Source organism: Alkalibaculum sporogenes (assembly GCF_009362815.1).
Lineage (GTDB): Bacteria > Bacillota > Clostridia > Eubacteriales > Alkalibacteraceae > Alkalibaculum_A > Alkalibaculum_A sporogenes.
Window position 1 is genome coordinate 91,447 of the sequence record NZ_WHNX01000009.1, and the last position, 23,176, is coordinate 114,622.

20 protein-coding genes are annotated in these 23,176 nt (G+C 31.6%); 11 read left to right on the top strand and 9 right to left on the bottom strand.

Annotated elements, in window-relative coordinates:
• Positions 1-210 precede the first annotated feature (210 nt).
• From GC105_RS07620 to GC105_RS07640, 5 genes are all read left to right on the top strand, one after another.
• On the top strand, positions 211-744 hold the full coding sequence (locus GC105_RS07620; RefSeq protein WP_152803333.1) for a hypothetical protein: 534 nt from the start codon (positions 211-213) through the stop codon (positions 742-744).
• Between the two features lie 95 nt (positions 745-839).
• Positions 840-2,348 (top strand): catalase, encoded by a 1,509-nt coding sequence (locus tag GC105_RS07625; RefSeq protein WP_152803335.1) that lies wholly within the window; start codon positions 840-842, stop codon positions 2,346-2,348.
• A gap of 298 nt (positions 2,349-2,646) precedes the next feature.
• Positions 2,647-3,255 carry a 50S ribosomal protein L25 gene (locus tag GC105_RS07630; protein WP_152803337.1) on the top strand — a complete coding sequence of 203 codons (609 nt, stop codon included), beginning with the start codon at positions 2,647-2,649 and terminating at the stop codon, positions 3,253-3,255.
• A gap of 164 nt (positions 3,256-3,419) precedes the next feature.
• Positions 3,420-4,229 (top strand): mechanosensitive ion channel family protein, encoded by an 810-nt coding sequence (locus tag GC105_RS07635; RefSeq protein WP_152803339.1) that lies wholly within the window; start codon positions 3,420-3,422, stop codon positions 4,227-4,229.
• A 239-nt stretch (positions 4,230-4,468) separates the two neighbouring features.
• Positions 4,469-4,933, top strand: coding sequence for a hypothetical protein (locus GC105_RS07640; protein ID WP_152803341.1), 465 nt, complete (start codon positions 4,469-4,471; stop codon positions 4,931-4,933).
• A 140-nt stretch (positions 4,934-5,073) separates the two neighbouring features.
• Here the strand turns inward: GC105_RS07640 and GC105_RS07645 are convergent, their stop codons facing one another.
• A complete protein-coding gene (locus tag GC105_RS07645) occupies positions 5,074-5,754 on the bottom strand; it encodes a hypothetical protein (protein WP_152803343.1) in 681 nt (226 codons plus the stop codon).
• The gene (locus GC105_RS07650) at positions 5,744-7,129 is read right to left on the bottom strand and encodes an AAA family ATPase (RefSeq protein ID WP_152803345.1); all 1,386 of its coding nucleotides are present in this window, start codon (positions 7,127-7,129) and stop codon (positions 5,744-5,746) included. The genes GC105_RS07645 and GC105_RS07650 overlap by 11 nt, the downstream gene beginning before the upstream one ends.
• A 186-nt stretch (positions 7,130-7,315) precedes the next feature.
• Between GC105_RS07650 and GC105_RS07655 the strand changes: the two genes are divergently transcribed.
• Positions 7,316-9,205 carry a polysaccharide biosynthesis protein gene (locus GC105_RS07655; RefSeq protein WP_246169764.1) on the top strand — a complete coding sequence of 630 codons (1,890 nt, stop codon included), beginning with the start codon at positions 7,316-7,318 and terminating at the stop codon, positions 9,203-9,205.
• A gap of 72 nt (positions 9,206-9,277) precedes the next feature.
• Here the strand turns inward: GC105_RS07655 and GC105_RS07660 are convergent, their stop codons facing one another.
• A complete protein-coding gene (locus GC105_RS07660) occupies positions 9,278-10,255 on the bottom strand; it encodes an LCP family protein (protein WP_152803347.1) in 978 nt (325 codons plus the stop codon).
• Between the two features lie 375 nt (positions 10,256-10,630).
• Here GC105_RS07660 and GC105_RS07665 point away from each other — a divergent pair, with 375 nt between their 5' ends.
• The gene (locus GC105_RS07665) at positions 10,631-11,605 is read left to right on the top strand and encodes a type I phosphomannose isomerase catalytic subunit (protein WP_152803349.1); all 975 of its coding nucleotides are present in this window, start codon (positions 10,631-10,633) and stop codon (positions 11,603-11,605) included.
• 74 nt (positions 11,606-11,679) lie between these two features.
• Here GC105_RS07665 and GC105_RS07670 read toward each other — a convergent pair whose 3' ends face one another.
• From GC105_RS07670 to GC105_RS07695, 6 genes are all read right to left on the bottom strand, one after another.
• Complete coding sequence (locus GC105_RS07670; protein WP_152803350.1) at positions 11,680-12,000, bottom strand: PTS fructose-like transporter subunit IIB; 321 nt, start codon at positions 11,998-12,000, stop codon at positions 11,680-11,682.
• A 349-nt stretch (positions 12,001-12,349) separates the two neighbouring features.
• Positions 12,350-13,408: a PTS fructose transporter subunit EIIC gene (locus tag GC105_RS07675; RefSeq protein ID WP_152803352.1), complete on the bottom strand. Its 1,059-nt coding sequence runs from the start codon at positions 13,406-13,408 to the stop codon at positions 12,350-12,352.
• A 107-nt stretch (positions 13,409-13,515) separates the two neighbouring features.
• Positions 13,516-13,965: a PTS sugar transporter subunit IIA gene (locus tag GC105_RS07680; RefSeq protein ID WP_152803354.1), complete on the bottom strand. Its 450-nt coding sequence runs from the start codon at positions 13,963-13,965 to the stop codon at positions 13,516-13,518.
• A 29-nt stretch (positions 13,966-13,994) separates the two neighbouring features.
• Positions 13,995-16,010, bottom strand: coding sequence for a BglG family transcription antiterminator (locus GC105_RS07685; RefSeq protein ID WP_152803356.1), 2,016 nt, complete (start codon positions 16,008-16,010; stop codon positions 13,995-13,997).
• Between the two features lie 316 nt (positions 16,011-16,326).
• The gene (locus tag GC105_RS07690; RefSeq protein WP_152803358.1) at positions 16,327-17,166 is read right to left on the bottom strand and encodes a [formate-C-acetyltransferase]-activating enzyme; all 840 of its coding nucleotides are present in this window, start codon (positions 17,164-17,166) and stop codon (positions 16,327-16,329) included.
• Between the two features lie 11 nt (positions 17,167-17,177).
• Positions 17,178-19,475, bottom strand: coding sequence for a formate C-acetyltransferase (locus GC105_RS07695; protein WP_152803360.1), 2,298 nt, complete (start codon positions 19,473-19,475; stop codon positions 17,178-17,180).
• A gap of 147 nt (positions 19,476-19,622) precedes the next feature.
• Here GC105_RS07695 and GC105_RS07700 point away from each other — a divergent pair, with 147 nt between their 5' ends.
• From GC105_RS07700 to tagD, 4 genes are all read left to right on the top strand, one after another.
• Entirely contained in the window at positions 19,623-20,384 is a 762-nt protein-coding gene (locus GC105_RS07700; protein WP_152803362.1) for a DeoR/GlpR family DNA-binding transcription regulator, read from the top strand.
• Positions 20,385-20,400: 16 nt separating this feature from the next.
• On the top strand, positions 20,401-21,339 hold the full coding sequence (gene pfkB, locus GC105_RS07705; protein WP_152803364.1) for a 1-phosphofructokinase: 939 nt from the start codon (positions 20,401-20,403) through the stop codon (positions 21,337-21,339).
• A complete protein-coding gene (locus tag GC105_RS07710; RefSeq protein ID WP_152803365.1) occupies positions 21,339-22,469 on the top strand; it encodes a Gfo/Idh/MocA family protein in 1,131 nt (376 codons plus the stop codon). Before pfkB ends, GC105_RS07710 begins: the two co-directional genes overlap by 1 nt.
• A 129-nt stretch (positions 22,470-22,598) precedes the next feature.
• On the top strand, positions 22,599-23,003 hold the full coding sequence (tagD, locus tag GC105_RS07715; RefSeq protein WP_152803368.1) for a glycerol-3-phosphate cytidylyltransferase: 405 nt from the start codon (positions 22,599-22,601) through the stop codon (positions 23,001-23,003).
• Positions 23,004-23,176 lie beyond the last annotated feature (173 nt).

Here is a 23,176-nt window from a genome sequence, read left to right on the forward strand (position 1 = left end):
ATTAACCCAATAAAGGTTGTTCTGTTTTATTTATCGCGAAGACAATGAGACAAGTAGCTGCTTGCAGACATTTGGCGACTGTCCGCGTAACCACAGAGAAACTCGCGAAGCGTGTTTCTCTGTGGTTTATAATGGGTATATAAATAGAAGTATTTTTACATAAGCGATGAATAAATAGTATGTCATAAAAGTCATACAGAAGAGGTGAAAATGAAATATACGGTAAAGGACATTGTAGTTATTGGTTTAATGGCTGCATTAACTGTAGTAATTGGATACGTATTTTATATTGTGGGAAGTATGTTTCCTATTCCAGGTTATAAATTTATTATTTTTGCACCGTTTTTAGGATTTATGATATTTATCCCTACACGAAAGATACAAAAGATAGGAGTTATTTCAGCAATGAGTACAGTTTTTGCAGCTTTGATGAGCCCAGTTAGTGTGTTTATGGGTATTGCTATATTTATGACTGGAATTACTACTGATTTGTTTACTCTGATAATTTTACATAATTATAGACATACATGGAAAATCACTGCTTCTGCTGGGATATACCCTATGTTTGCGGTGTTGTGGGCATTTTTAGTGTCTTATTATTTTACAGGAAATGCAATGTATAAATTAATAGGTGGATGGATCTCTATAACTTTACTTTGTATAGTTATTTATATACTAGGCTTACTTGGAGCCTATCTAGCTAATAAAGTGGTATATAAAAGAATTTTTAAGAGTAAGGCATAAGTATAATTATATAAAATAGTTTGAATGTCCTTTTATAGGGGTAGTTAAAATATAGATGTAGAAATGTGATGATATACGAAAGTGGAGGTATATTAATGGATAAGAAAAAACGATTTACTACTGGATATGGTATTCCTGTACATGATGATCAAGCTTCAGTAACAACAGGAAAAAAAGAGGGTTACACAATGATGAGTGACGTACATCTTGTAGAAAAACTCGCTCATTTTAACCGCGAAAGGATTCCTGAAAGAGTGGTTCATGCAAAAGGTGCTGGGGCAGGAGGGTATTTTGAGGTTACAAATGATTTGAGTAAATACACTAGAGCAGATTTTTTATCTGAGGTCGGTAAAAGAACAGAACTATTTGCACGATTTTCTACAGTTGGTGGAGAGAAGGGCTCTGCTGACTCAGCTCGAGATCCTCGTGGTTTTGCTGTTAAGTTTTATACTGAGGAAGGAAATTACGATCTTGTAGGCAACAATACGCCAATATTTTTTATTAGAGATGCTATTAAGTTTCCAGACTTTATACATACTCAAAAAAGAAACCCACAAACAAATTTACCAGATCCTGATATGTTTTGGGACTTTTTATCTCTTACTCCTGAGTCGATTCACCAAGTCACCATTCTTTTTTCTGATCGAGGAACACCGGAGAACTTTAGACATATGAACGGGTATTCTAGTCATACATATATGTGGTATTCTAAAGAAAATGAATACGTTTGGGTGAAATATCATTTTAAAACTGATCAAGGTAATAAAACACTGACAGCAGAGCAGGCAGATGAACTAGCTAGTAAAGATCCTGATCATGCAACTAGAGATTTATTTGAATCTATTAAAGAGGAAAAATTTCCATCTTGGAGTGTATATGTACAAATTATGACGCCAGAGGAAGCCAAGGAATACAAATTTGATCCCTTTGACGTAACTAAAGTATGGTATCAATCTGATTTTCCATTGATTCCTTTAGGTAAAATGGTTTTAAATAGAAATCCTGATAATTATTTTGCTGAGGTTGAGCAATCTGCTTTCGCACCGAGCTCATTAGTTCCTGGTATTAGTTCCTCTCCTGATAAACTTTTACAGGGTAGATTGTTTGCATATGAAGATGCACATAGATACCGACTTGGTGCAAATCATCATCAAATTGAGGTGAACTCTCCAAAACATGCTACTGCAAATACTTATCAACGAGATGGAGCGATGAATGTTGATGGAAATAGTGGTAACGCTCCAAACTATTATCCTAATTCCATGGGTGGAGTAGAACCAGACCCATCATTTGCTCCTCCTGCAATTGAGGTTCAAGCAATAATTGACAGGCATACAAGACCAACAGAGGATGTTGATTTTATTCAAGCAGGACAGCTATATAGTAGAGTAATGAACGATGAGCAAAGAAATCATTTGATATCAAATATTGCAGGTCATTTAGTTAACGCAAAGGAAAATATCCAATATAGGCAGACAGCGCTATTTTACAAGTCACATATAGAATATGGCAGTAGAGTAGCATCTAAGCTAGGTCTTGATATAGACAAAGTCAAAGCATTATCAAAACTATCCCAAGAGGATAGAGTAAAAGAAACTAAATAATAAAACTAAGTTCCTCATCTTAAGGTGAGGAATTTTTTAGTTATCCCTTAGAAGACACAAAAATAAGATTAAATGTATTGAGGGGCTTTTACTTAATATATTAGTAATGATAATAGAATATAAATAGATAACTTAAAGTTAGAAACACTGTAAGTGTTAGATATTTGTAAAAAAGTTTTAACATTCAATATGGAATACAAAAATATGTTTTAACATGTTTAAAACTGGGTATAACTATATAAAGTTTGTATAAATTTACTAAAGTATAAAAATATATTAGTACAGAGGAGAATAATAAATGGAGACCATTAAAATTGAGAGAAGAACTAAGACTAATAGCAATGCAAACGCTAGATTGAGAAAGGGTGGGTATTTACCTGCTAGTGTGTATGGTAAAGGCATGGAAACAGAATCAGTGTCCATTAAAATGGAAGAGTTTAGAAAAATATTAAATAAATTAGGTAGAAATGCTGTACTGAGTTTAGAGATTCCCAGCGAAGAACCAATTACAGTTATGATAAAAGAAATTCAAAATGCACCTCTTGGTAGAGAATTTTTACATGTGGACTTCCAAAAAATATCCCTTACAGAAGAGGTTGTGGCAGATGTAGGGATTAAAGTAATTGGAATTGAAGTTCTAGATGCAAATAAATTAATTTTGGTAAGACAGATTGACGTTATATCTGTAAAGGCATATCCACAAGATATTCCTGAGAGTATTGAGATTGACGTGTCTAAGATGGAAGTTGGAGACACATTGTATATTAGAGATATTAAATTACCTAGTGGAGTAGTCATTGAAGATGATCCAGAGCATGGAATTGTATCTGTGTCAGAGCCAAGAGTAAGAGAAGCTGCCGATGAAGGTGATAGTGTTATGGATAATGAAAGCCAAGAAGAAGCTTAATCTGAAGGTATTATAATCATGTGGCTTATAAAAAATAGACATAGTTGACTAGACAAAAACTAATGCCAAAGCAAATAGTCGTAGCACTTATTCTATGAGATATTGGATATATTATAGAGTTATGCTATTATAGTGTAATCAAAGCATGGTGTTAGGAGGAAGAAATGAATAGTATTTTTTTGTTAATTATTCCGATTATTCAAAATATCGCAATTGCTATTATTTTAGGGATTGTTGGATTAGTTCTTATAAAATGGATTAGTAGTAAAGTTGAAATTTTGTTTGTAAAATCAACTCTTGATAAAGGGTTGGTTCAGTATATTGCATCTTTAGTAAATATTCTTTTAAAAATTATGTTAGTCGTATCAATTGTTAGCGTCTTAGGAGTTGATACGTCTTCATTTGTAGCTGTACTTGCTGCTGCAGGTTTCGCTGTGGGGCTGGCATTTCAAGGAACTCTTTCAAATTTTGCAGGTGGTATCTTATTGTTAGCTTTGAGGCCATTTAAAGTTGGTGATTATATTGAAGCAGATAAATTTGATGGAACAGTGCAGACAATTCAAATTCTATATACTGAGTTAGTGACAGTAGATAATAAAGTTATATATATTCCAAATGGTAAACTGTCTAACGAGAGTATTGTAAATTATTCTACTAAAGATACTAGACGATTAGATCTTCAATTCAGCGTGGCTTATGAAGAGGATGTGGACAAAGTAAATGCCTTATTAAAGGATTTATTAGATAATCATCCACTAGTTAATAAAGATAATGAACCTTTTGTAAGGTTGACGGAACATGGAGATAGTGCCTTAATTTTTACTATAAGAGTATGGGTAAATGCCCCAGATTATTTTACCGTAAAATTTGATATGATGGAAAATGTTAAAAAACGTTTTGACCAAGAAAACATCGCTATACCGTATCCTCAAATAGATATACATCTAGATAATACAAAAATGGAAAAAAAATAAATAATTTACTTATTATACTAACAGTGGGAAAAATAATTCCCCTGTTTTTTTATTGATTTTTTGAGGAACTAATAATTATTAATTATAAAATCATAAAGAAAAAGTTAATCCTATTGAAGAGATTTATTTAAAATAACTACCATATCTAACATCAATTAGTATTAAATAAAAGCATATATAAAGTTCATAAGGGAATGATAAGTTTGTGGTTAAAAAATAATAATTAGGAGGTTTACAAAATGGGAGAAAAAAATAATGAATTATTCAAAAAATTACATGAGAGCAAGGTAGATGTAGAACTTGCAGAAGAAGTAGGTGTTCTTAAGGATCAATTACATTCTATGCAAAATACTCTAAACCAGTTGAAATCTCAAGCTAAGGGACAACAATCTCAACAAAATCAACAAGGACAACAAGGACAACAAGGACAAGGACAAGGACAAGGACAAGGACAAGTTCAACAAGCTTCTACTCAACTGATAGATCAAATGAGTAATATTAGAAACCAAGCACAGGAACAACAACAACAGACTCAACAACAATTACAGCAATCTATTCAAGAAGCAATGTCTAAATTAAGTGAAGTTAATCAACAAGTTCAAACTGGTCAAGTTCTTGGACAAATGAATCAGTTTATTAATCAAGCACAACAACAATTAAATCAAATGGGTCAACAAGATATAAATGGGCAACAACAAAATTAAGAAATATGAAAAGTAGATAATAGTAAATTTTACTATTACTTAGATACATTTTTAAATAATAAAATCCTAGGGAATCTAATTTCCCTAGGATTTTAGATATTTTATCATTTATCAGTATTTTATCAACGAAAACTCTGAATTTAAGAAGATTTGAAGAATAAGTGAAAATTAGAATACCGTTTAAGTGAATTATTATTAATCTTAATAAAATCCCAAGTTTCTTTGTAATCTCCGGGCACAGCAAATTGAATATTATTAATGAACTCGATGAAAGTTTCTTCTTTTTTGTAGTATATATCAGAAAATGATTCAGCGAGTTCGGTTTTATTGTTACTGTTAGTATTAATTTCGTTATGTAGTACGTGTTCTAAATTACATGAAAAATAATACATTACATAAGGGATGCATAATATATCTGTACAAGTAGATAATCGATTGACGATACTACTTTTTTTATTATTGCGTGATTGGATAGTTTCGATATTTTTTGCTTTTATATACTCAGTTGTATAGATAAAACCTTTAATATCCTCTTCAAGCATGTATTCATCACTTATGAATGCTCCATCTGTGTCTATTAGATGAACAATTTTTAGTATGTCACTTTTTTTTAAAAAATTGTTATTCAAAAACTTTTTGACCTGTGCGTTAATCTTATTAACACTATTTTCTGCTGTAGTGTATTTATATGAAGTAATGTCACCATTAATTGTATGAAATCTCACAATTTCTGTCTTAACTATCTTAGATATTATTAGGGCAAGAGAAGTCTGATCAGATATACCTTCTACAAGAAATAGTACTATCTTTCTAGTGCTCATCAATCATTCTCCCTGCAACTCTGAAGGCGCGACTTATTTCAAAATTATTTGTCTCTTCATAAATATCCTCTTTTTGACCGCCAACATTTATGCTTCTGTAGTATAGATTACGCAAGTTGTTGTTGCTCTTAACATTTGCAAAACGAGAGTACCTATTATTAGGATTAGTTGTGGTAAAAATCAATGAATTAGTATCTAACATTTCTAATGGTCTTAAGTTATGAGAGGTAAAAATTAGTTGACCTTTACCATTTTCATTGATAATTTGCAATATCTCGCCAAGAAGATATTCGAAAATACCTGCATCAAGTTCATCAACAACCATGCAGACAGATGGATTATTAAAGACCAATATTAGAGTGCTCAATATTGAGATTATTTTTTTTATTCCATCAGATTCATATTTTAATGGTATGATTATTGTTTCTCTTATAGATACTAGTTCAATCCTTACACCTTCTGAGCCATCTTCTTTTAATTGTTTGCCGTGATTCTTTATATCTATATTTAGTCCTGGTATTATAGTTTCAAGTACAATATTCATTTGTTTAAGTATTTTATTTAACAAGTCAAATACCTGTTTATCGACAACAGATGGAGTAAGTAAACTAATACTTAAATAACCTTGAGAAATACTTTTATAATCACTTATTTCGTAATTTGACGGATTGAATAAGTTCATATTAAGAGTATTGTCAGAATTGTTTTGAATTATAAATAAATTATGAGTAGCATAATATTTAAGATTTAATATAATATCTGTATACTCTTTAAAAGAATCGCAGCATTTAATAGCTTCTTCAGTTTCAGAACTAAATATGAAGGATGTAATGTTTTTCTGAGAAAGCTTCTTGGATACTCCTAAATTAATGTGATTATTTGGATTACTTGCAGTTAAGAGTTTAAAATTCTTTAGTGGCTTAAATATAGTAATATTATAATCTGTATTGTAGTCAATAATACCAGATTTGTTTTTCCATTCTCCATTAGAAAAACGCTTGTAGGATAAGTTTTCTTTTGTAAATTGCAATTTATTATCTTTTGTTTTACTTAATTCAATCTCATAAAAAACAAGATACCTCTCCTCTTGTAGCTCTAAACTAAATACAAAATTCAGCTCAGAGCTTAATGAAGTCTGTAAAATATAATCTTTAGTATTCAGTGGAAGTTTTTTTCCTGTTAATGCGTGTTGGAGAATCCACATTGCATCGATAAGTGCAGTTTTGCCAGAACCATTTTGTCCATAGAGACCAATTATTTCTGCTTTTCTATTACAATCCTGTTTCATGTAGCTAGGAAACACTATGGTGCCATTTTTTACATTTTTAAAATTTATTAATTCAATTTGTTGTAATCGAACAATTGTATTGTACATTGCTAGCACCTCCGAATATGAGTATTATAACACATTTCTTAAAAATATATACTTCAATGTCCATGTTGATACAAAATGTGCCGATAAACCTAATTAAACTCTAGAAAAAAAACAGACTGTAATATTTTTAGATAAAATGGTATAATAAGTTTATAAATATTAGGAAATACGCACTTGGAGGTAGACATGGAAGAATCTAAAAAGAAAATAATTAGAATAAGTTTCTTAGGTTTATTAGATATTATGTTCTTGAGTATATCTTTATATATTGCTGCTATAATTACGTCTAATTATTCTATAGTATCCCACTTTATTAGTTTTGCGTTTGTTTTAATTGTTATTAAAATTGGTCTTTTTTTTATCTTTAATATATATAATACTCTATGGAAATACGCAAGTATTGAGGAATTATCTAAAATTATAGTGGTAAATATTGTGGGAAATATTATTTCATTTATAATATTTAGAATGATAAATAGTGAAGTGACATTAAGTTTAGTTGCAGTAATGTTTGTTTTTGATATTACATTTACTGGAGGAACTCGTATAATATATCGTCTAGTAAGAAGATTAAAAAACCATAGATTGTTTTCGGTTAAAACCAATAATGTGTTGATCGTAGGAGCAGGTGATGGTGGCGTCACTATCATGAAGGAATACAAGCATAATCCTGTGCTAAATTCTAAGCTAGTTGGATTTATAGATGATGACTGGAGAAAAAATGGCAAGTATCTTAATGGTTTAAGGATTCTTGGTAAGGTAAGCGAGATAAGTTCAATAGTTAAAGAATATAATGTAGATGAGATAGTAATTGCAATGCCATCTGTATCAAAGACTAGAATTAAGGAAATCATAAGTGAATGCCAAAATACAAAGTGTAAGATTAGGATACTTCCAAACTTAGCTGAACTAGTAGATGATAAATATTTTACTAAACAAATAAGAGAAGTTGAGATTGAGGATTTGTTAGGTAGAGAGACAGTAGATTTAAACACAGAAGAGATTTGTGGTTACATTGAAGGTAAGAAAGTTCTAGTTACTGGTGGTGGTGGTTCTATTGGATCTGAATTATGTAGACAAATTGCTAAGTACAATCCTAAAGAGCTAATACTGTTAGATATATATGAAAATAACGCATACGAATTACAAATCGAACTTAAGAAAAAATATCCTAATTTGAATTTAAAAGTTACTATTGCATCTGTAAGAGACAAGAGAAGAATTGAAGAAATAATATTTGATAACAGGCCACAAGTAGTATTCCATGCAGCTGCTCATAAGCATGTGCCACTAATGGAAGACAACCCTGAAGAAGCAATTAAAAACAATGTATTTGGCACATTAAACGTAGTACAAGCGTCAGATAAATATGGTGTCGAAAATTTTGTAATGATTTCAACTGATAAGGCAGTAAATCCCACCAACATTATGGGGGCAACTAAACGATTATGTGAAATGATAATACAATCTATTGATAATGTCAGTGATACTAAATTTGTAGCTGTTAGGTTTGGAAATGTTTTGGGAAGCAATGGTAGTGTCATACCATTATTTAAAAAGCAGATAGCTGCAGGCGGACCAGTTTTGGTAACTCATCCAGATATTATTCGTTACTTTATGACTATACCAGAAGCATCACAATTAGTTATACAGGCAGGTTCGATGGCTAAAGGTGGAGAAGTTTTTGTATTAGATATGGGAGAACCAGTAAAAATATTAAATCTTGCTAAGGATTTGATTAGACTATCTGGTTTTGAAATTGGTAAAGATATACCCATAGAGATTGTAGGATTAAGGCCTGGCGAGAAGCTCTACGAGGAATTACTATTAGATGAAGAAGACATAAGATCTACGAAGCATTCTAAAATTCTTATAGGTCAACCAATGGATATGGATTATAAGTTTATTTTAAGGAGAATATCTGTATTAAGAGATGCTATAGAAGCTTCAGATAATAATATAAAAGAAGTAATGATGAAGATAGTGCCAACTTACAAGCCGGTATATAATGATAATAATGATGAACAAATAGAATTATTGCGCGATGAGGTTGTACTAACTAGTGATGGAGAATAACAGGTTAAAAAACACCTATAATGTACACTACATTATAGGTGTTTTTTAACGTTAGTATTTAACCTAGCCAAATTATTTCATAATTTCGTTGCTAATATCATGTACAGTTGATGTTGGGACGTATTCTTCTTTTTCATATATAAAATCATGTAAATATATAACATTATCTATTAAATTATTAGGTTTTAGATAGTATACTCCATTAGTTAGACCACCTTTAGAATAATCATCAAGTGGTAATCTCGTATCTTCCATTTCTTTAATTCCCGATGTAAATACTGTAGAAGCTAATGTTATCATTTCAGTCTTCTTAAAACTAGTTTCTATATAAGGAGATAATGTTTCTATTAGTGAAAGTGTTTGAGGAAGAGATTTGCTATTTAGAACCTTCATGACTACACTTTCTAATACAGTTCTTTGCCTTTCAGTTCTTTCATAATCACCATTGCCCACCTTACGTATTCGACTATAGTCTAATGCTTGGCTGCCATTCAGGGTTTGTAATCCAGAAGAGCTAACCTTGACACTACTTACTTCATTTGCCTGTACATCTATCTCGACTCCACCTACAGCATCAACTATTTTTTCTAAAGCGCTAAAGTTAACTGTAACGTAATTTTTAATATTCATGTCGAAATTTTGATTAATAGTTTTAACTGTAAGTGCAGGACCTCCAAAAGCGTAAGAATGATTAATCTTATCGTATTTATTGTCAGGTATACTAACATAGGTATCGCGCATAATTGAAGTTAATTTAATTTTTTTATGTATTTTGTCTATAGAAGCGATCATAATAGTATCAGCACGTGAACCATCGTAGTTATCATCTCTAGTATCAATACCAAATAATGCTATATTGACAATGTTTTTATCTAAATCTGCCGAGATATTAAGTTCATCATTATCGTCTGTCATATCGACGGTATTAATACCTCCTAATAATAGGTTGTATGCTATAAAGAAACCAGATATTAATAATATAATGATTATCATTATACTAATTAATACTTTTTTCTTAGTACTTCCTCTTTTACTTTTTTTCTTAGTCATGTAATCTACCTACCTTTTTGTCTTGAAATTTGCATTATACATCATTTCAAGATTATAACATGATTGCATTCGAAATAATATAGATGTTATTTCAAAGTTATGTGAGGAGTGTAAATATAAAGTAAAACATTTATGACGATAAAATGATAACATGAGAATTATATACTTAAGCAAATTCAGTTTTAAATCTTGAACTAGATATGTTGGTAAATCTTTGATATTACTGATATAATTTTACTTAGAAGATAGTGAAAATCAATTAAAATAATAGAGTAAGTTTGATTATAAGTGCTTACACTAATGGATGTATTTAGTGCAATTTTAAGATGAAAATTAAGTATTGTTTTTGTGATTGTTAATTTAAGGAGGCTTTTTATGTATCCATTGAAATTTGTAAATATATATAAGGAAAAACCCTGGGGAAATGAGTTGTTGAAAAAATTTAGAGGAAATATTCCGGATCAAGTAATTGGTGAAAGTTGGGATGTTTCATGTCAAGGAGATGACATTAGTATTATTGCCAATGGAGAATTTGAAGGTATGTCTCTAAGGGAATTAATTCGCTTGGAGGGAGCTTCCTTAGTAGGAACACAGCTTGTCGATGTGGAATTTCCGTTGTTGATGAAGATACTTACTGTATCTGATAAATTATCTGTGCAAGTTCATCCTGATGACAATTATGCACAAAGTGTAGGTGAGCCTTATGGAAAGGAAGAACTATGGTATATTATGTACGCTAAAGAAGGTTCAGAGATTATACTAGGTACAAAAGATTGTACAAGAGGAGAATTTGAAAAATCTATAAAAGAGGATACGTCAGAACAATTGATGCAAAGAATTCCTCTCGTGGCAGGCGATGTATTTCATATAAAACCTGGTCTTATGCATACTGTAGACGGGGAAGTGGTTTTAGCTGAAATTCAACAAAATAGCGATATTACTTATCGAGTATATGATTATAATCGTGGACGTGAATTGCATATTGATCAGGCCTTAGATTGTATTGATTTTAACTTGAAAGGTGAAAAAAGTCGTGGTATATCAATAAATTACGAAACTTATACAAAGACCTACTATACGGTGAATTACCATTTTTCAGTTGAGGTTTATAGTACAAAGTTAGGATTCACAGAGACAAGCGATTGTGAGAGGTTCGCTATATTTACTTGTGTAGAGGGGTCTGGAAATATCGCTTATGACGGTGGAACAGAAAGCATTTCACTTGGAGACAGTATTTTAATTCCAGCGACATTAGGAAATTATAAGTTTATTGGAAAATTAAAGTTAATAAAAAGTTATGTGCCAGATTTAGAGGCTGTGAGAAAAGAGATTATAAAAGTAATTAGTTGATATTATCATCTATTTGGCTTATTGTGTTTGCTAAAAACTACAGGCTCTATCCGCTTAGAATAGAGCCTGTAGTTCTATGAATTTTTCTTTTCTACATGATCTTTAATTTTTTGCATTAAAGTAGGTGCTTTTTTTATTGCATCTCCAATAGATATCTTTACTACTTTTGAGTTTTTGAATCTATCAGTATTTTTTATATCCATATCTTTTGTTATAACAACTACATCAGCTTCACTTATATCTGAAGCAGTTAATTCATTTTCTATACCAATAGAACCTTGAGTTTCTACTTTTACTCCAATACCTGCAGCTTTTGCAGCTTTTTCGATTGCTTCTGCGGCCATATAAGTATGTGCTACTCCAGAAGGACACGATGTTACAGCTACTATCTTCATATTATCACCTTCCTTACTTTAAGTGTCTAAACACGTATCTAGTTATTAGCCTCTTGTTTTAGTATATCATATATTTTAATGATTATTTATATTGTCTACTTTATCCTACGTAGATTGTTTCGACCGCTTTGCGGTCTCAGTCGTTGGCACTTACTCCTTTGAGAAGTAACAAGTTAGAAGTAAGATGCTAGATGCTAGAAAGTTCCAATCCTGCATCCAGCTTCTCGCCTCTCGCTTCCCAATTGCGAGCCAATCTGCTGGTACGGATAGTATATCATAAATGAGATTCAGGAAACGGGAAGCTAGATGCGAGATACTTGTAAATTTTCACAAGCGAAGATCTTTTCTTTTATTCAAAGTCAATATCTAACTCGTCTAAATCTGAATTATTGTCTCCAATATTAGGTAATTCAGAAACTGGTTTTTTTAGTACGTTTACCATTAATGCGGTAATAATTACACCAACTATAGTAGCTATAATATATCCAAATACATTTCCTACTACTGGAAGAACAATCCATCCTCCCCAAGGAGCATTATTTGTAGCATTTAGTAATAAGGAAGTGATTGAACCGGCAGCTCCACCAACCATAATAGAAGGTATTACTCTTATTGGATCTGCGGCTGCAAATGGAATAGCTCCTTCGGTAATACCAATGAAGCCCATGATAACTGCTGCTTTTCCACTTTCTTTTTCTTCAGCTGTATATTTCTTTGGTGAAAGGAAAGTAGCAAGTGCTAAACCAAGAGGTGGAGTACAAATTGCAACACCTACAGCTGCCATAACTTGTGGATTTGTTGCTACTAATCCTACTGCAAAGCCATAAGCAACTTTGTTTAATGGTCCACCCATGTCAAAGGCAATCATCGACCCGAGTATTAAACCTAGCACAACTTTACTGGCATCACCCATACCTGTTAACCAAGTTGTTAGACCAGTCATCATTGCAGCAATTGGAGTTCCGAGTACCCAAATAATAATTCCACCAACAATGAATGATCCTAATAAAGGTATAATGAATATTGGCATTACTGATCTCATGATTTTAGGAACTTTTATTTTTTTCAAGTAGAATACTACAATACCTGCTATTAGACCTGCAATCATACCTCCTAAGAAACCTGCACCTATAGAATTGGCTAAGAAAGCGCCAATCATACCTGGAGCAATCCCGGGTCTGTCAACCATAGAGAATGCTATAAATCCTCCTAAAATAGGTACGAACAAAGTCATTCCAGCTATACCGATTTCCCAAACATCTGCTAATATACCGCTTTCTGGGACGGAAGGGCTACCGGATAACATAACAGCTAATGCAAGAAGTACACCACCTGCTACAACAAAGGGTATCATATATGATACACCTGACATTAAATGCTTACGAGTATCTTTTAATAATTCAAACATAATAATAATTCCTCCTTTTTTATATGGTTTATATAATAAAAATATTATATACGTAATGGTTTACATATTTATATGTAACAATAAGATTACATATAAATTATAAGTTATTAGAATATTGTTTCTAATAGGGTTAATAATGCTGATTCGTCTTGAATACTTAATAGGTCATTTCGAAAATCTTCATTCATTAATTTTCTAGATAAAGCAGCTAATATCTTTAAGTGTTCATTTGATTCTGACTCTTTTGGCACTGCTAGTAGGAATATCATATTAACAGGATCACCATCTAGAGATTTCCACTCAATGCCCGTAGTTATTCTGCCAAAGGCAACTGTTGGATTTTTTACTGCTCCACATTTACCATGAGGTATGGCTATGCCAAAGCCAATTCCAGTAGTACATAAAGCTTCTCTCGCTAAGACTTCTTCTGTATAACATGAAACGTCATTTAGTCTGCCTTCTGCTTCCATTAGAGAGATTAGCTCTTTCATTGCGTCTTCTTTACTATTTGCTTGTACATCTAGTTTGATAAGATTTTTATTAATAATATTATTCATAGTTATCACACCTTTACTTAGTTTTTTAGTTATATATCTATTAGTAATTGATATAAATCTTCTTTATTATTAGTAGATCTTATTTCTTCTAACTTTGCGTGGTTATCTAGTAGAGAATAAAACTTTTTAAAAAAACTCTTTGTATCTTGAGCGTTCTCAAATTGTAAAGCGAGAAAAAACACTATATCTACTAATTCATCACCCCAGTCAATGGGATTTTGTAAAATTGCTACTGCAATAACAGGAGTGATTACCAAACTCTCTTTTCCATGTGGGATAGCTACTCCTTTGCCTACGGCGGTTGAGGTGATTTGCTCTCTTTTGATTGCGGTTTGTATAAAACTTTTTTTTATATATCCCTTATCTAAGAGATTTTGTCCTATATTCTTTATAAGGTCTTTCTTATCTTTATAGACACAGTTTGTATAGATAAGATCTTTACTAAATATATGATTATGGTTATTTTTTATAGTATTTCCAAACTTACTAGCATAATTGAAATTTTTAATATAGGTATTGATTGCACTTATATCTTGGTCATCTACAAAGACATTTATTTTTACCACAGGTTTTAAGTCATGTCTCATAGGAATCGTGCTAATTATAATATCAAACTCTGTTGTATCGTATTTTTGTATATCGTGATAAGAGGACACTCCTACTATTTCTAAATCTTTTATACGTTTTTCTAATCGAGAAACAACAAGTTGAGAGGTGCCTACTCCAGTGGCACAAACGACAATGGCTTTTGTCTTTTCGTTTAATCTTTCTAAGGCTGCTCCAATATGTAGAGCAATATACCCTATTTCTTCTTCAGTGATTCTTATGCCAAAATGCTTTTCAAATATTATGCTAGTGGCCCAGGAAGCTCCAAATATACTAGGAAAGTTTTCTTTAATATTTCCTAAGAGAGGGTTTCTCATACTAAGACCATATTGCAATCTTTTAACGGTGGTTCTTAAATGTAGTGCTAAGCCGACTAACAGATTATTGTCATTTTGTAAACTTACTGAAAGGATATTTCCCGTTAATTGAATTATATCTTTTGTCAATGATATAATTTCTGGCTCTATATTTTTGATAAGGGTGTCTTTATTATCTCCAATATCTACTGGTTCTAATAGCTGAGCACCTAGTATGTGTAAGGTAATGTATCCTATCTCTGACTCTGGAATAGTGATGTGTAGTTCTTTACCTAGTTGAAGCCCGATAGTAGAGGCTATTTCATATTCATCATGAGTTTTTAGATCTTTAAGCCATTTTGAATCCATTTTTATATCTTTTGCTTGTTTAAGTCTCTCGATACTAATAGCAATGTGTATCAATAATCCTGTAAATGCTTCGTCGGATAATGTGTATTTTAATTTTTTTTCAGCTTCTGTAATGATCTTTTCAATTGTCAAGATCTCAATATGAGGAATAAGCTCCTTAATGTGATTAATATCGTGTTGATTGAGTCTACTATTTGGTAGATACTCTAGTGATTGTGATAGAATATCCTTTATTTCTTGACCTTTTTTTAAGTCTACTAACAAATCGATTGCGGCTTTTCTCCAGTTTTTTTCATCACCTTGAATTTCGATTCCATAATTTTGTTTCTTCACTAAGGTTAAACTGTATTTCTGGAACCATTCTTCTACGCAGTTTAAATCTTTGTGTATAGTCACTCTACTTACGAATAGTTCGTCTGCTAGAAATTGCATTGAAATTGGTTCTGTGGATTGAACTAGTTTTTTAATAATGAACCTTCGTCTTTCTTCGCTTGAGTATGGTTCAATGTATATATCACTAATATTTCTGATGCTTTTGAGTTTCTTTAAACCATCTTTACTATACTCTATCCAGATGCCAACTCTAGGTTTTTTGATTAAACGTACATCCTCTTTTAAATTAGTAAGATATAATTCTAGCTTTTCAAGATCATTTCTTACACACCTATTTGAAACACCCAGATTTAAAGATAATTTATCAATGGTAATAGGAGTGTCATTTGTAATTAATAGATTTAAAAGTTTTTCTAATCTTGTATCCGCGGTTTTGTTCATTGGTAGCACCTTCAATTTCTTATTGCACATATGTGGCAATAATATATTTGTTGTGGTCTCACTACATCATCAGATTATCATACAAAAAGGCGTATATCAATACTCTGAAAGGTAACGAAATAGGGGTTATTAATGTGGCAATAGTTTATTAGTTTCTTCAATATTTGTATTGATCTTATATTCTACAAGGCTTTTTACATTGTCTTGTGTATTGTTACTTTTATTCGAATGTAAATAAGTACCACTATATATTGGGTTTGTAATAACAAAAAAAGAAGAACTATTGAAGCCCTCCTTTTTATTGGAATATTGTCTATCAACCACCAACTGTGACAGTAAATCCTTTGCTAATGAAAATATCTTTAATCCTATTAATCTGTTCTTTGGATGACGGCTCCAATTTTTGTAGAGTATATTCTTTTCCTATGCTTTTATATTTCGAACTTCCGTACTGGTGAAATGGTAGCAAGTGAACTTCATTTATTTTATTAGTTTCTAAAAATTCAATAATGCTATTAATATTATCTTTATCCATTGTAAATGTGGGGATAAGCGGTATCCTTGGGGTAACTTTAACACCTTTATTTACTAATTTTATGAAATTATCTTTAATTAATTTACCATCACCTTTAATAACTTCTTTAAATCTTTGGTTATCCATTATCTTTAGATCAAATAAAACTTCGTCTAAATAATCAGACATATCATCTAATATATTCCAGTTGCCATGACCTGTAGTTTCAATGGCAGTATGAATTCCAAGAGACTTTAATTTTTTTAGAAATTCTATAGCAAATTCGCCCTGAACTAGTACTTCGCCACCAGATAATGTAACTCCACCGCCACTACTATTGTAAAATATATGATCTTTCATTACCTCTTCTACAAGTTGATCCACAGTCATCTCATTTCCTACCCATTCTAAGGCGTTGGTCGGGCAAAATTCTGGAGATTGTTTGCAGTCAAATATATTCTTACTACTACAATTAATACATAAAACTTCTTTACGCATTATTTCTTTATTAGTACTTTGAGATTCAGGATTGGAACACCAAGGGCACCTTAAAGAACATCCTTTAAAAAAAACAATAGTTCTAATTCCCTCTCCGTCGTGAATACTATATCTTTGTATATTAAAAATCATCGCTTTTTTCATAAGCTCACCTTTTACATTCCATGTTCAGTTCTATTAATTATATCGTCTTGTATAGCTTTATTTAACTCTACAAATATAGCACTATATCCAGCAACTCTTATAACTAAGTCCTTATATTTAAGAGGATTTTTTTGAGCATCTTTTAGTGTCTTGGCAGATACTATGTTAAATTGTATATGTTGTATTTTTAATCGCATAAACCCCTGTAAATAGTTCACAAACTTTCTTAAACCTTCTACACCATCTAAAACTGATGGACTAAATTTGACATTGAGTAAACTTCCATTGGTAGTTAGGTAATTATCCAACTTACTAACACTTTTTAATACTGAGGTAGGTCCATTTTTGTCTCGACCTACCATAGGTGATAAACCGCCATCGGCTAATTGTTCTTTAGATAATCTACCGTCAGCTGTTGCACCAACAGCTTCACCTAAAGGTATGTGAGCTGAAACAGTATATGATCCAGGTTGAAAAATACCACCTCTTATATTTGTATACTTTTCTACCTCTCGACAATAGTAGGAAAGAATATCACTTCCAATATAGTCAACTTCATCTATATCATTGCCATATTTATCGTATTTATTTATAAATCGTTGTCTTGCAATTTCATTATTATGGTAATTGTTATGCAAAATATGATGTAGCTCAGATAAGGATATATCTTTGTCTTCAAATACAGCCTTTTTTATGACATACAAGGAATCGCTTAAGTTGCTAATACCAATACCTTGTACTCCTGAGAAATTATATATAGCTCCACCTGTAGACACATCACTACCTTTGGCTACGCAGTCATCTATGAAGCAGGAAAGTAATGGAGTAGGGGCTATAAGCCCATGGGCAGCATCTGTAATATTTGAACCGTCTACCATATATTTCACATATTCTTTAATAGTGTTTTTTATCTCGTTAATGAGCATATCAAAGGAAGTAATGTTTTCTTTATGTTTGTCTAAAGTAACTTCCATTACCTTAAGAAGGTTGAATAGAGCAATGTCATGAAGGCCATAGGTTTTGCCTGGAAGAGATAGCTCAACACATCCTACTACTGCATAGTCTCGGGCATCTTCTAATGATACGCCTCTATTTAAGTAGCCTGGAATGATGACTTCATCATTAAATACCTGAGGTATACCTGTGCCTAGACGGATTGTTTCTGCTACTTTCATTAGGAATTCCATCGGTGATTTTTCGTGAATTCTTACACCTATATTTGGTTGAGGCAATCTTATATCTCCATATGTCTCTAGAATAATGTAGCTTAATTCATTGGTTGCATCTCTTCCTGCTTTATCTACACCACCTAGTATAATCGTATAACCTGTTGGGAAACCTGCAAAGTATTTCGCACTATCTTCACTTCTTAGTAATACTACATCGTTCATCTTAAGCCACAAACATCTTAGTAATTCTCTACAATATTCTTCTTCAATACCATCAGATATAGATTGACGGTAAAAAGGCAACATAAATTGATCGAAGCGTCCTGTAGAAATTGAACTAGCGTTGGACTCATACTGTAACGCTAGGTTTACAAACCAAAAAAGTTGTAGTGCTTCATGCAAAGACTGAGGCTTTTCATGGGATATTTTAGTGCAAATATCATGAAGCTCTATAAGTTCTTGCTTTCTATTATAATCTGATTCCTCTAATGCTAAAGTAGTTGCCAAATGTGCATAACGTAGCATATATTTTTTTAGTGATTCTAAAGTAATTAGTCCAGCATGCAAAAAATCATTTTCAACATTTGTTTTTAGTTTATCTTTAATTTCATCTATTAAAAAAGCTAATCCATTACTAAATATCTTTTCAAAGGTTGGTATAATATGACCTTGACCTTTATCAGTTTGATTTATTTTTACAATACCTATATTTATTGCTTGTTTTACTTGTTCTGACATTTTAGAATCTACATAATCTTTTAAAGACTTACCATCCCAAAATGGATAAAGTTTTTCTTTGAAAATTGTTTTATCCTCCTTGGTAAAATAAAACTTGTCTTGGGGTCTTGAATACATTGTATCTATTTCGTCTAAAATCCAATAAGGAGACATTTCTGGAGATGCAATTCCACTACGCGGCTTTATAGTTCGATCGCCTAAAATTAGTTCGTGGGGTTTAATAGCAATATTTACGTTTTCTAGAATGTGAGCAGTTGCGAGAGCTCTACGTAGTATACTCGACTTACCTTCACTTTGTTTAAAACTATCAGTATATAAATTGGCGCGCTCCAAAGAAATTTCGCGTTTATTTTCTAATAATTGATCCTTCAAAACTTTTATTCGTATACTTGTATCTTTCATAGTAACACCCCTCAGCGTATTATTGTTTGTTATTATTTTATATTATATTCACTTGTTTATCAATATTTATTATTATTTGTGTTTTAATTTCATGTATTATGAATTATAATATAAAGACAATCAATTAATGAAACTAAAGGAGATACTATGTTTGCCCAAGAGAGATTAGATTCTATTACACAGTTGTTATACAAAGATGGGAAGGTAATAGTAAAAGATTTGAGTAAGAAATATCAAGTATCAGAAGATGCCATTCGAAAGGATCTAAAAATACTTGAAAATCAAGGAATAATGGAGCGTACATATGGAGGGGGAATATTAAAAAAAAGAATTGCAGAGTTTACTAATGTAGGGGATAGAAATAAAAAAGATAAGACTGTAAAGAATATTATTGCTAACAAGGCCTTTAAACTGATAAAAAGAGGAGAGACTATTCTTTTAGATATATCATCGACAAATATGATTTTAGCAGAGATGATTAGGGATAGCGAAATGGAAATCACTGTTATATCTAATAGTATTGATATTTTATATATTCTATCTAAAAGTTCTAAGATTACTCTTATTTCACCAGGGGGGATGTACTTCTGTCAAGCAGGGGGGTTCGTTGGTAGTGAAACCATTAATTCTATACGAAAGTACAATGTTCAAAAGGCATTTATAGGTAGTTGCGGAGTAGACTTGGATCTGAAAAGTATTACAACTTTTAATGTCGAAGATGGTAATACAAAAAATGCATTTATTCACTGTGGGAAAGAAGTATTTTTAGTCATGGAAAATAAGAAATTTAACTATGATGGAATATATAAATTTGCTAATATAAACCAGATTACTGGTATTATTACAGAAGGGGAACCTTCAAATATGATACTTAAAAAACTAAATAAAAATAAAATTAATCTTTTGTGAAAGGAGAGTATTAGAGTTGATTATAACAGTTACACTAAACCCTGCACTAGATAAAACAATTAACACTAATAAATTTATCTTTGGTCAAGTAAATAAGGTAGAAAAGTCTATACAAGATCCTGGTGGGAAAGGGATCAATGTATCTAAGGTCTTAAAAAATATAGATAATATTAATTTAGCTATTGGATTTATAGGTGGAAATAATGGTGAAATTATTGTACAAAGTTTAAAGCAAATGGGTATAGAAGAAAAATTCACATCTATAAAAGCTAATACTAGGATGAATATTAAGATTATAGATGGAGCAACAGGTGAGACAACCGATTTAAATGAAAGAGGAGAATATATTCAGAAAAATGAATTAGAAGAGTTTCTAAGCCAATATAAAGAAATAGTTAGAAAAGGTGATTTTGTAGTAATTGCAGGGAGTGTACCTAGGGGGATACCTGATAGCATATACTATATCTTATCTAAGTATGCCGAAACAGTAGGTGCAAAAGTATTTTTAGATACATCAGGGAATTATCTAAAGGAAGCGCTAGAGTCTAAGGTGTTTTTAATAAAACCAAATATTGATGAACTAGAAGAGGTCGTAGGAAAAAAAATTCATAGTCAAGATGAAATATTAGATGAATGTAGAAAATTACTAGATAGCAAAGACATAAGTAATATATGTTTATCTATGGGTTCACGAGGAGCTATGCTGATAACAAAAGATTATGTACTAAAAGCAAAGGTGCCGATTGTAGCAGTCAAAAGTACAGTTGGAGCAGGAGATTCTCTGCTAGGAGGTATAGTTTCTTACTTAGATAAAGGGTGTTCCATAGAGGAAGCTTTTAAATGTGGTGTAGCCGCTTCGGTAGTAGCAGTAACAAAGGAAGGTACAAAAGCACCAAATTTATCTGAGATAATTAAAATGATGAATGAAATTCAAGTTGTGAAAGAGGTGCTTTAATGAATGATATTAATATTGGCCTTATTGGTTATGGTGGAATAGCTAAGACACATATTATAGCTATTAAGTGGCTAGAATTAATAGGTAATGAAATAAATTTTAATCCTGTATTAAAGGGTTTATGTACTAGCAAAGAAAATTGCATGAGCCCTTTTGAATATGCAACTTGTGAATTCGAAAATCTATTGTCTGATAATAGCTTAGACGTGATAGATATATGTACACCGAATTTTCTTCATTTTGAACAAGGAGTGAAAGTTTTAGAGGCAGGAAAGCATATTTATATGGAAAAACCAGTTTCTAAAGATATAGCAGAAGGAATAAAATTAGCTAATATTAGTGAAGGTAGCTCGTTAATTAATCAAGTTGCTTTAATGTATCGTTTTTTTCCTGCTATAGTTATGGCAAAAGACTATATTGGATCAGGTCAATTAGGCGATATATTACATTTTAGATTTGCACTCTATCATAGTGGTTATTTAAATCCAAATAGACCTATGTCGTGGAGGCTCCAAAGTGATCAATCTGGTGGTGGTGCTGCTATGGATTTAGGTATCCATATGGCAGACCTTGTTCGGTTTTTGTTAGGAGAAGTTAAGGAAGTTATGGGGCAAACAAGTATATATTTTAAAGAACGATATAAAAATGCCAACTCTAATGAAAAGGTGCAAGCAGATGTAGATGAATGGACTCTATTAAATATTAATCTAGTAAATGGAGGTAAAGGTACACTAGAGGTGTCTCGAATTACTTCTGATATTACCGAGGATACTATTATAGAGATTTACGGAAGCAAAGGAAATATAAAAATCTCATCAAATAACTTAGATTACCCATCAATATACAAGCACACTAGGGGTATACAAGAAATTGGTAAGTTGGAGTATGTTTCGGATTTTGGACTATTTATTAAAAAAGCATACCCTAATAATAAAAACGATTTAGGATGGCATACAAATGCACACTTAACATCACTGTGTAATATGCTTTCAAATGTACATCAAAATAAGATTATTTATTCTGAAACACCGACTATTAAAGAAGCATTAGAGTCACAGAAAATTATTGAGATGGGCTATATATCTGCAAGAGAGGAGAGTAGATGGGTATCTGCTGAAGAGATGTTGTAGATTAACTGATGAATATTTAAATCATTTTTAGTCGCCTCATACGAACTTAGTAAATATGGACAATATTATATGATGATGGTATAATGTCTAATATATTATAGATGAAAATACTGAAGCAAGGTGATAAAAATGAAACGAATTTTAACATATGGTACATTTGATTTGTTACATGAAGGACATATCAATATTCTCAGAAGAGCCAAGGCACTTGGAGATTACTTGATAATTGGTTTATCTAAAGATGAGTTTAATGCAATAAAAGGGAAGAAAGCTTATTATAGCTATGAAGCTAGAAAAAATCTCCTAGAAGCATTAAGGTATGTTGACCTAGTAATACCGGAGAACAACTGGGAACAAAAAGTTGACGATGTTAAGAAATACGAAGTAGATACATTTGTCATGGGTGATGACTGGGTAGGTAAATTTGACTTTTTACAAGAATACTGTGAGGTAGTTTATTTACCGAGAACAGAGGGAATATCTACTACTAAGATTAAAGACGATTTAAAGTTAAAAATCGATAATTTGCTGTAATTAATTAATATGTTCATTGGTATCTGAGGTGCATCTGGCATCTCATTTTTTATAGTATAAAAGGAAAGTTATTATATAAAAACTTACTCCTTGAATAAATCATTTAAGAATTGGAAAAGGATTAAATGGTAAGGTTCGTAATAGCAATGTTTTTAGAAGGAGAGAAATAATAT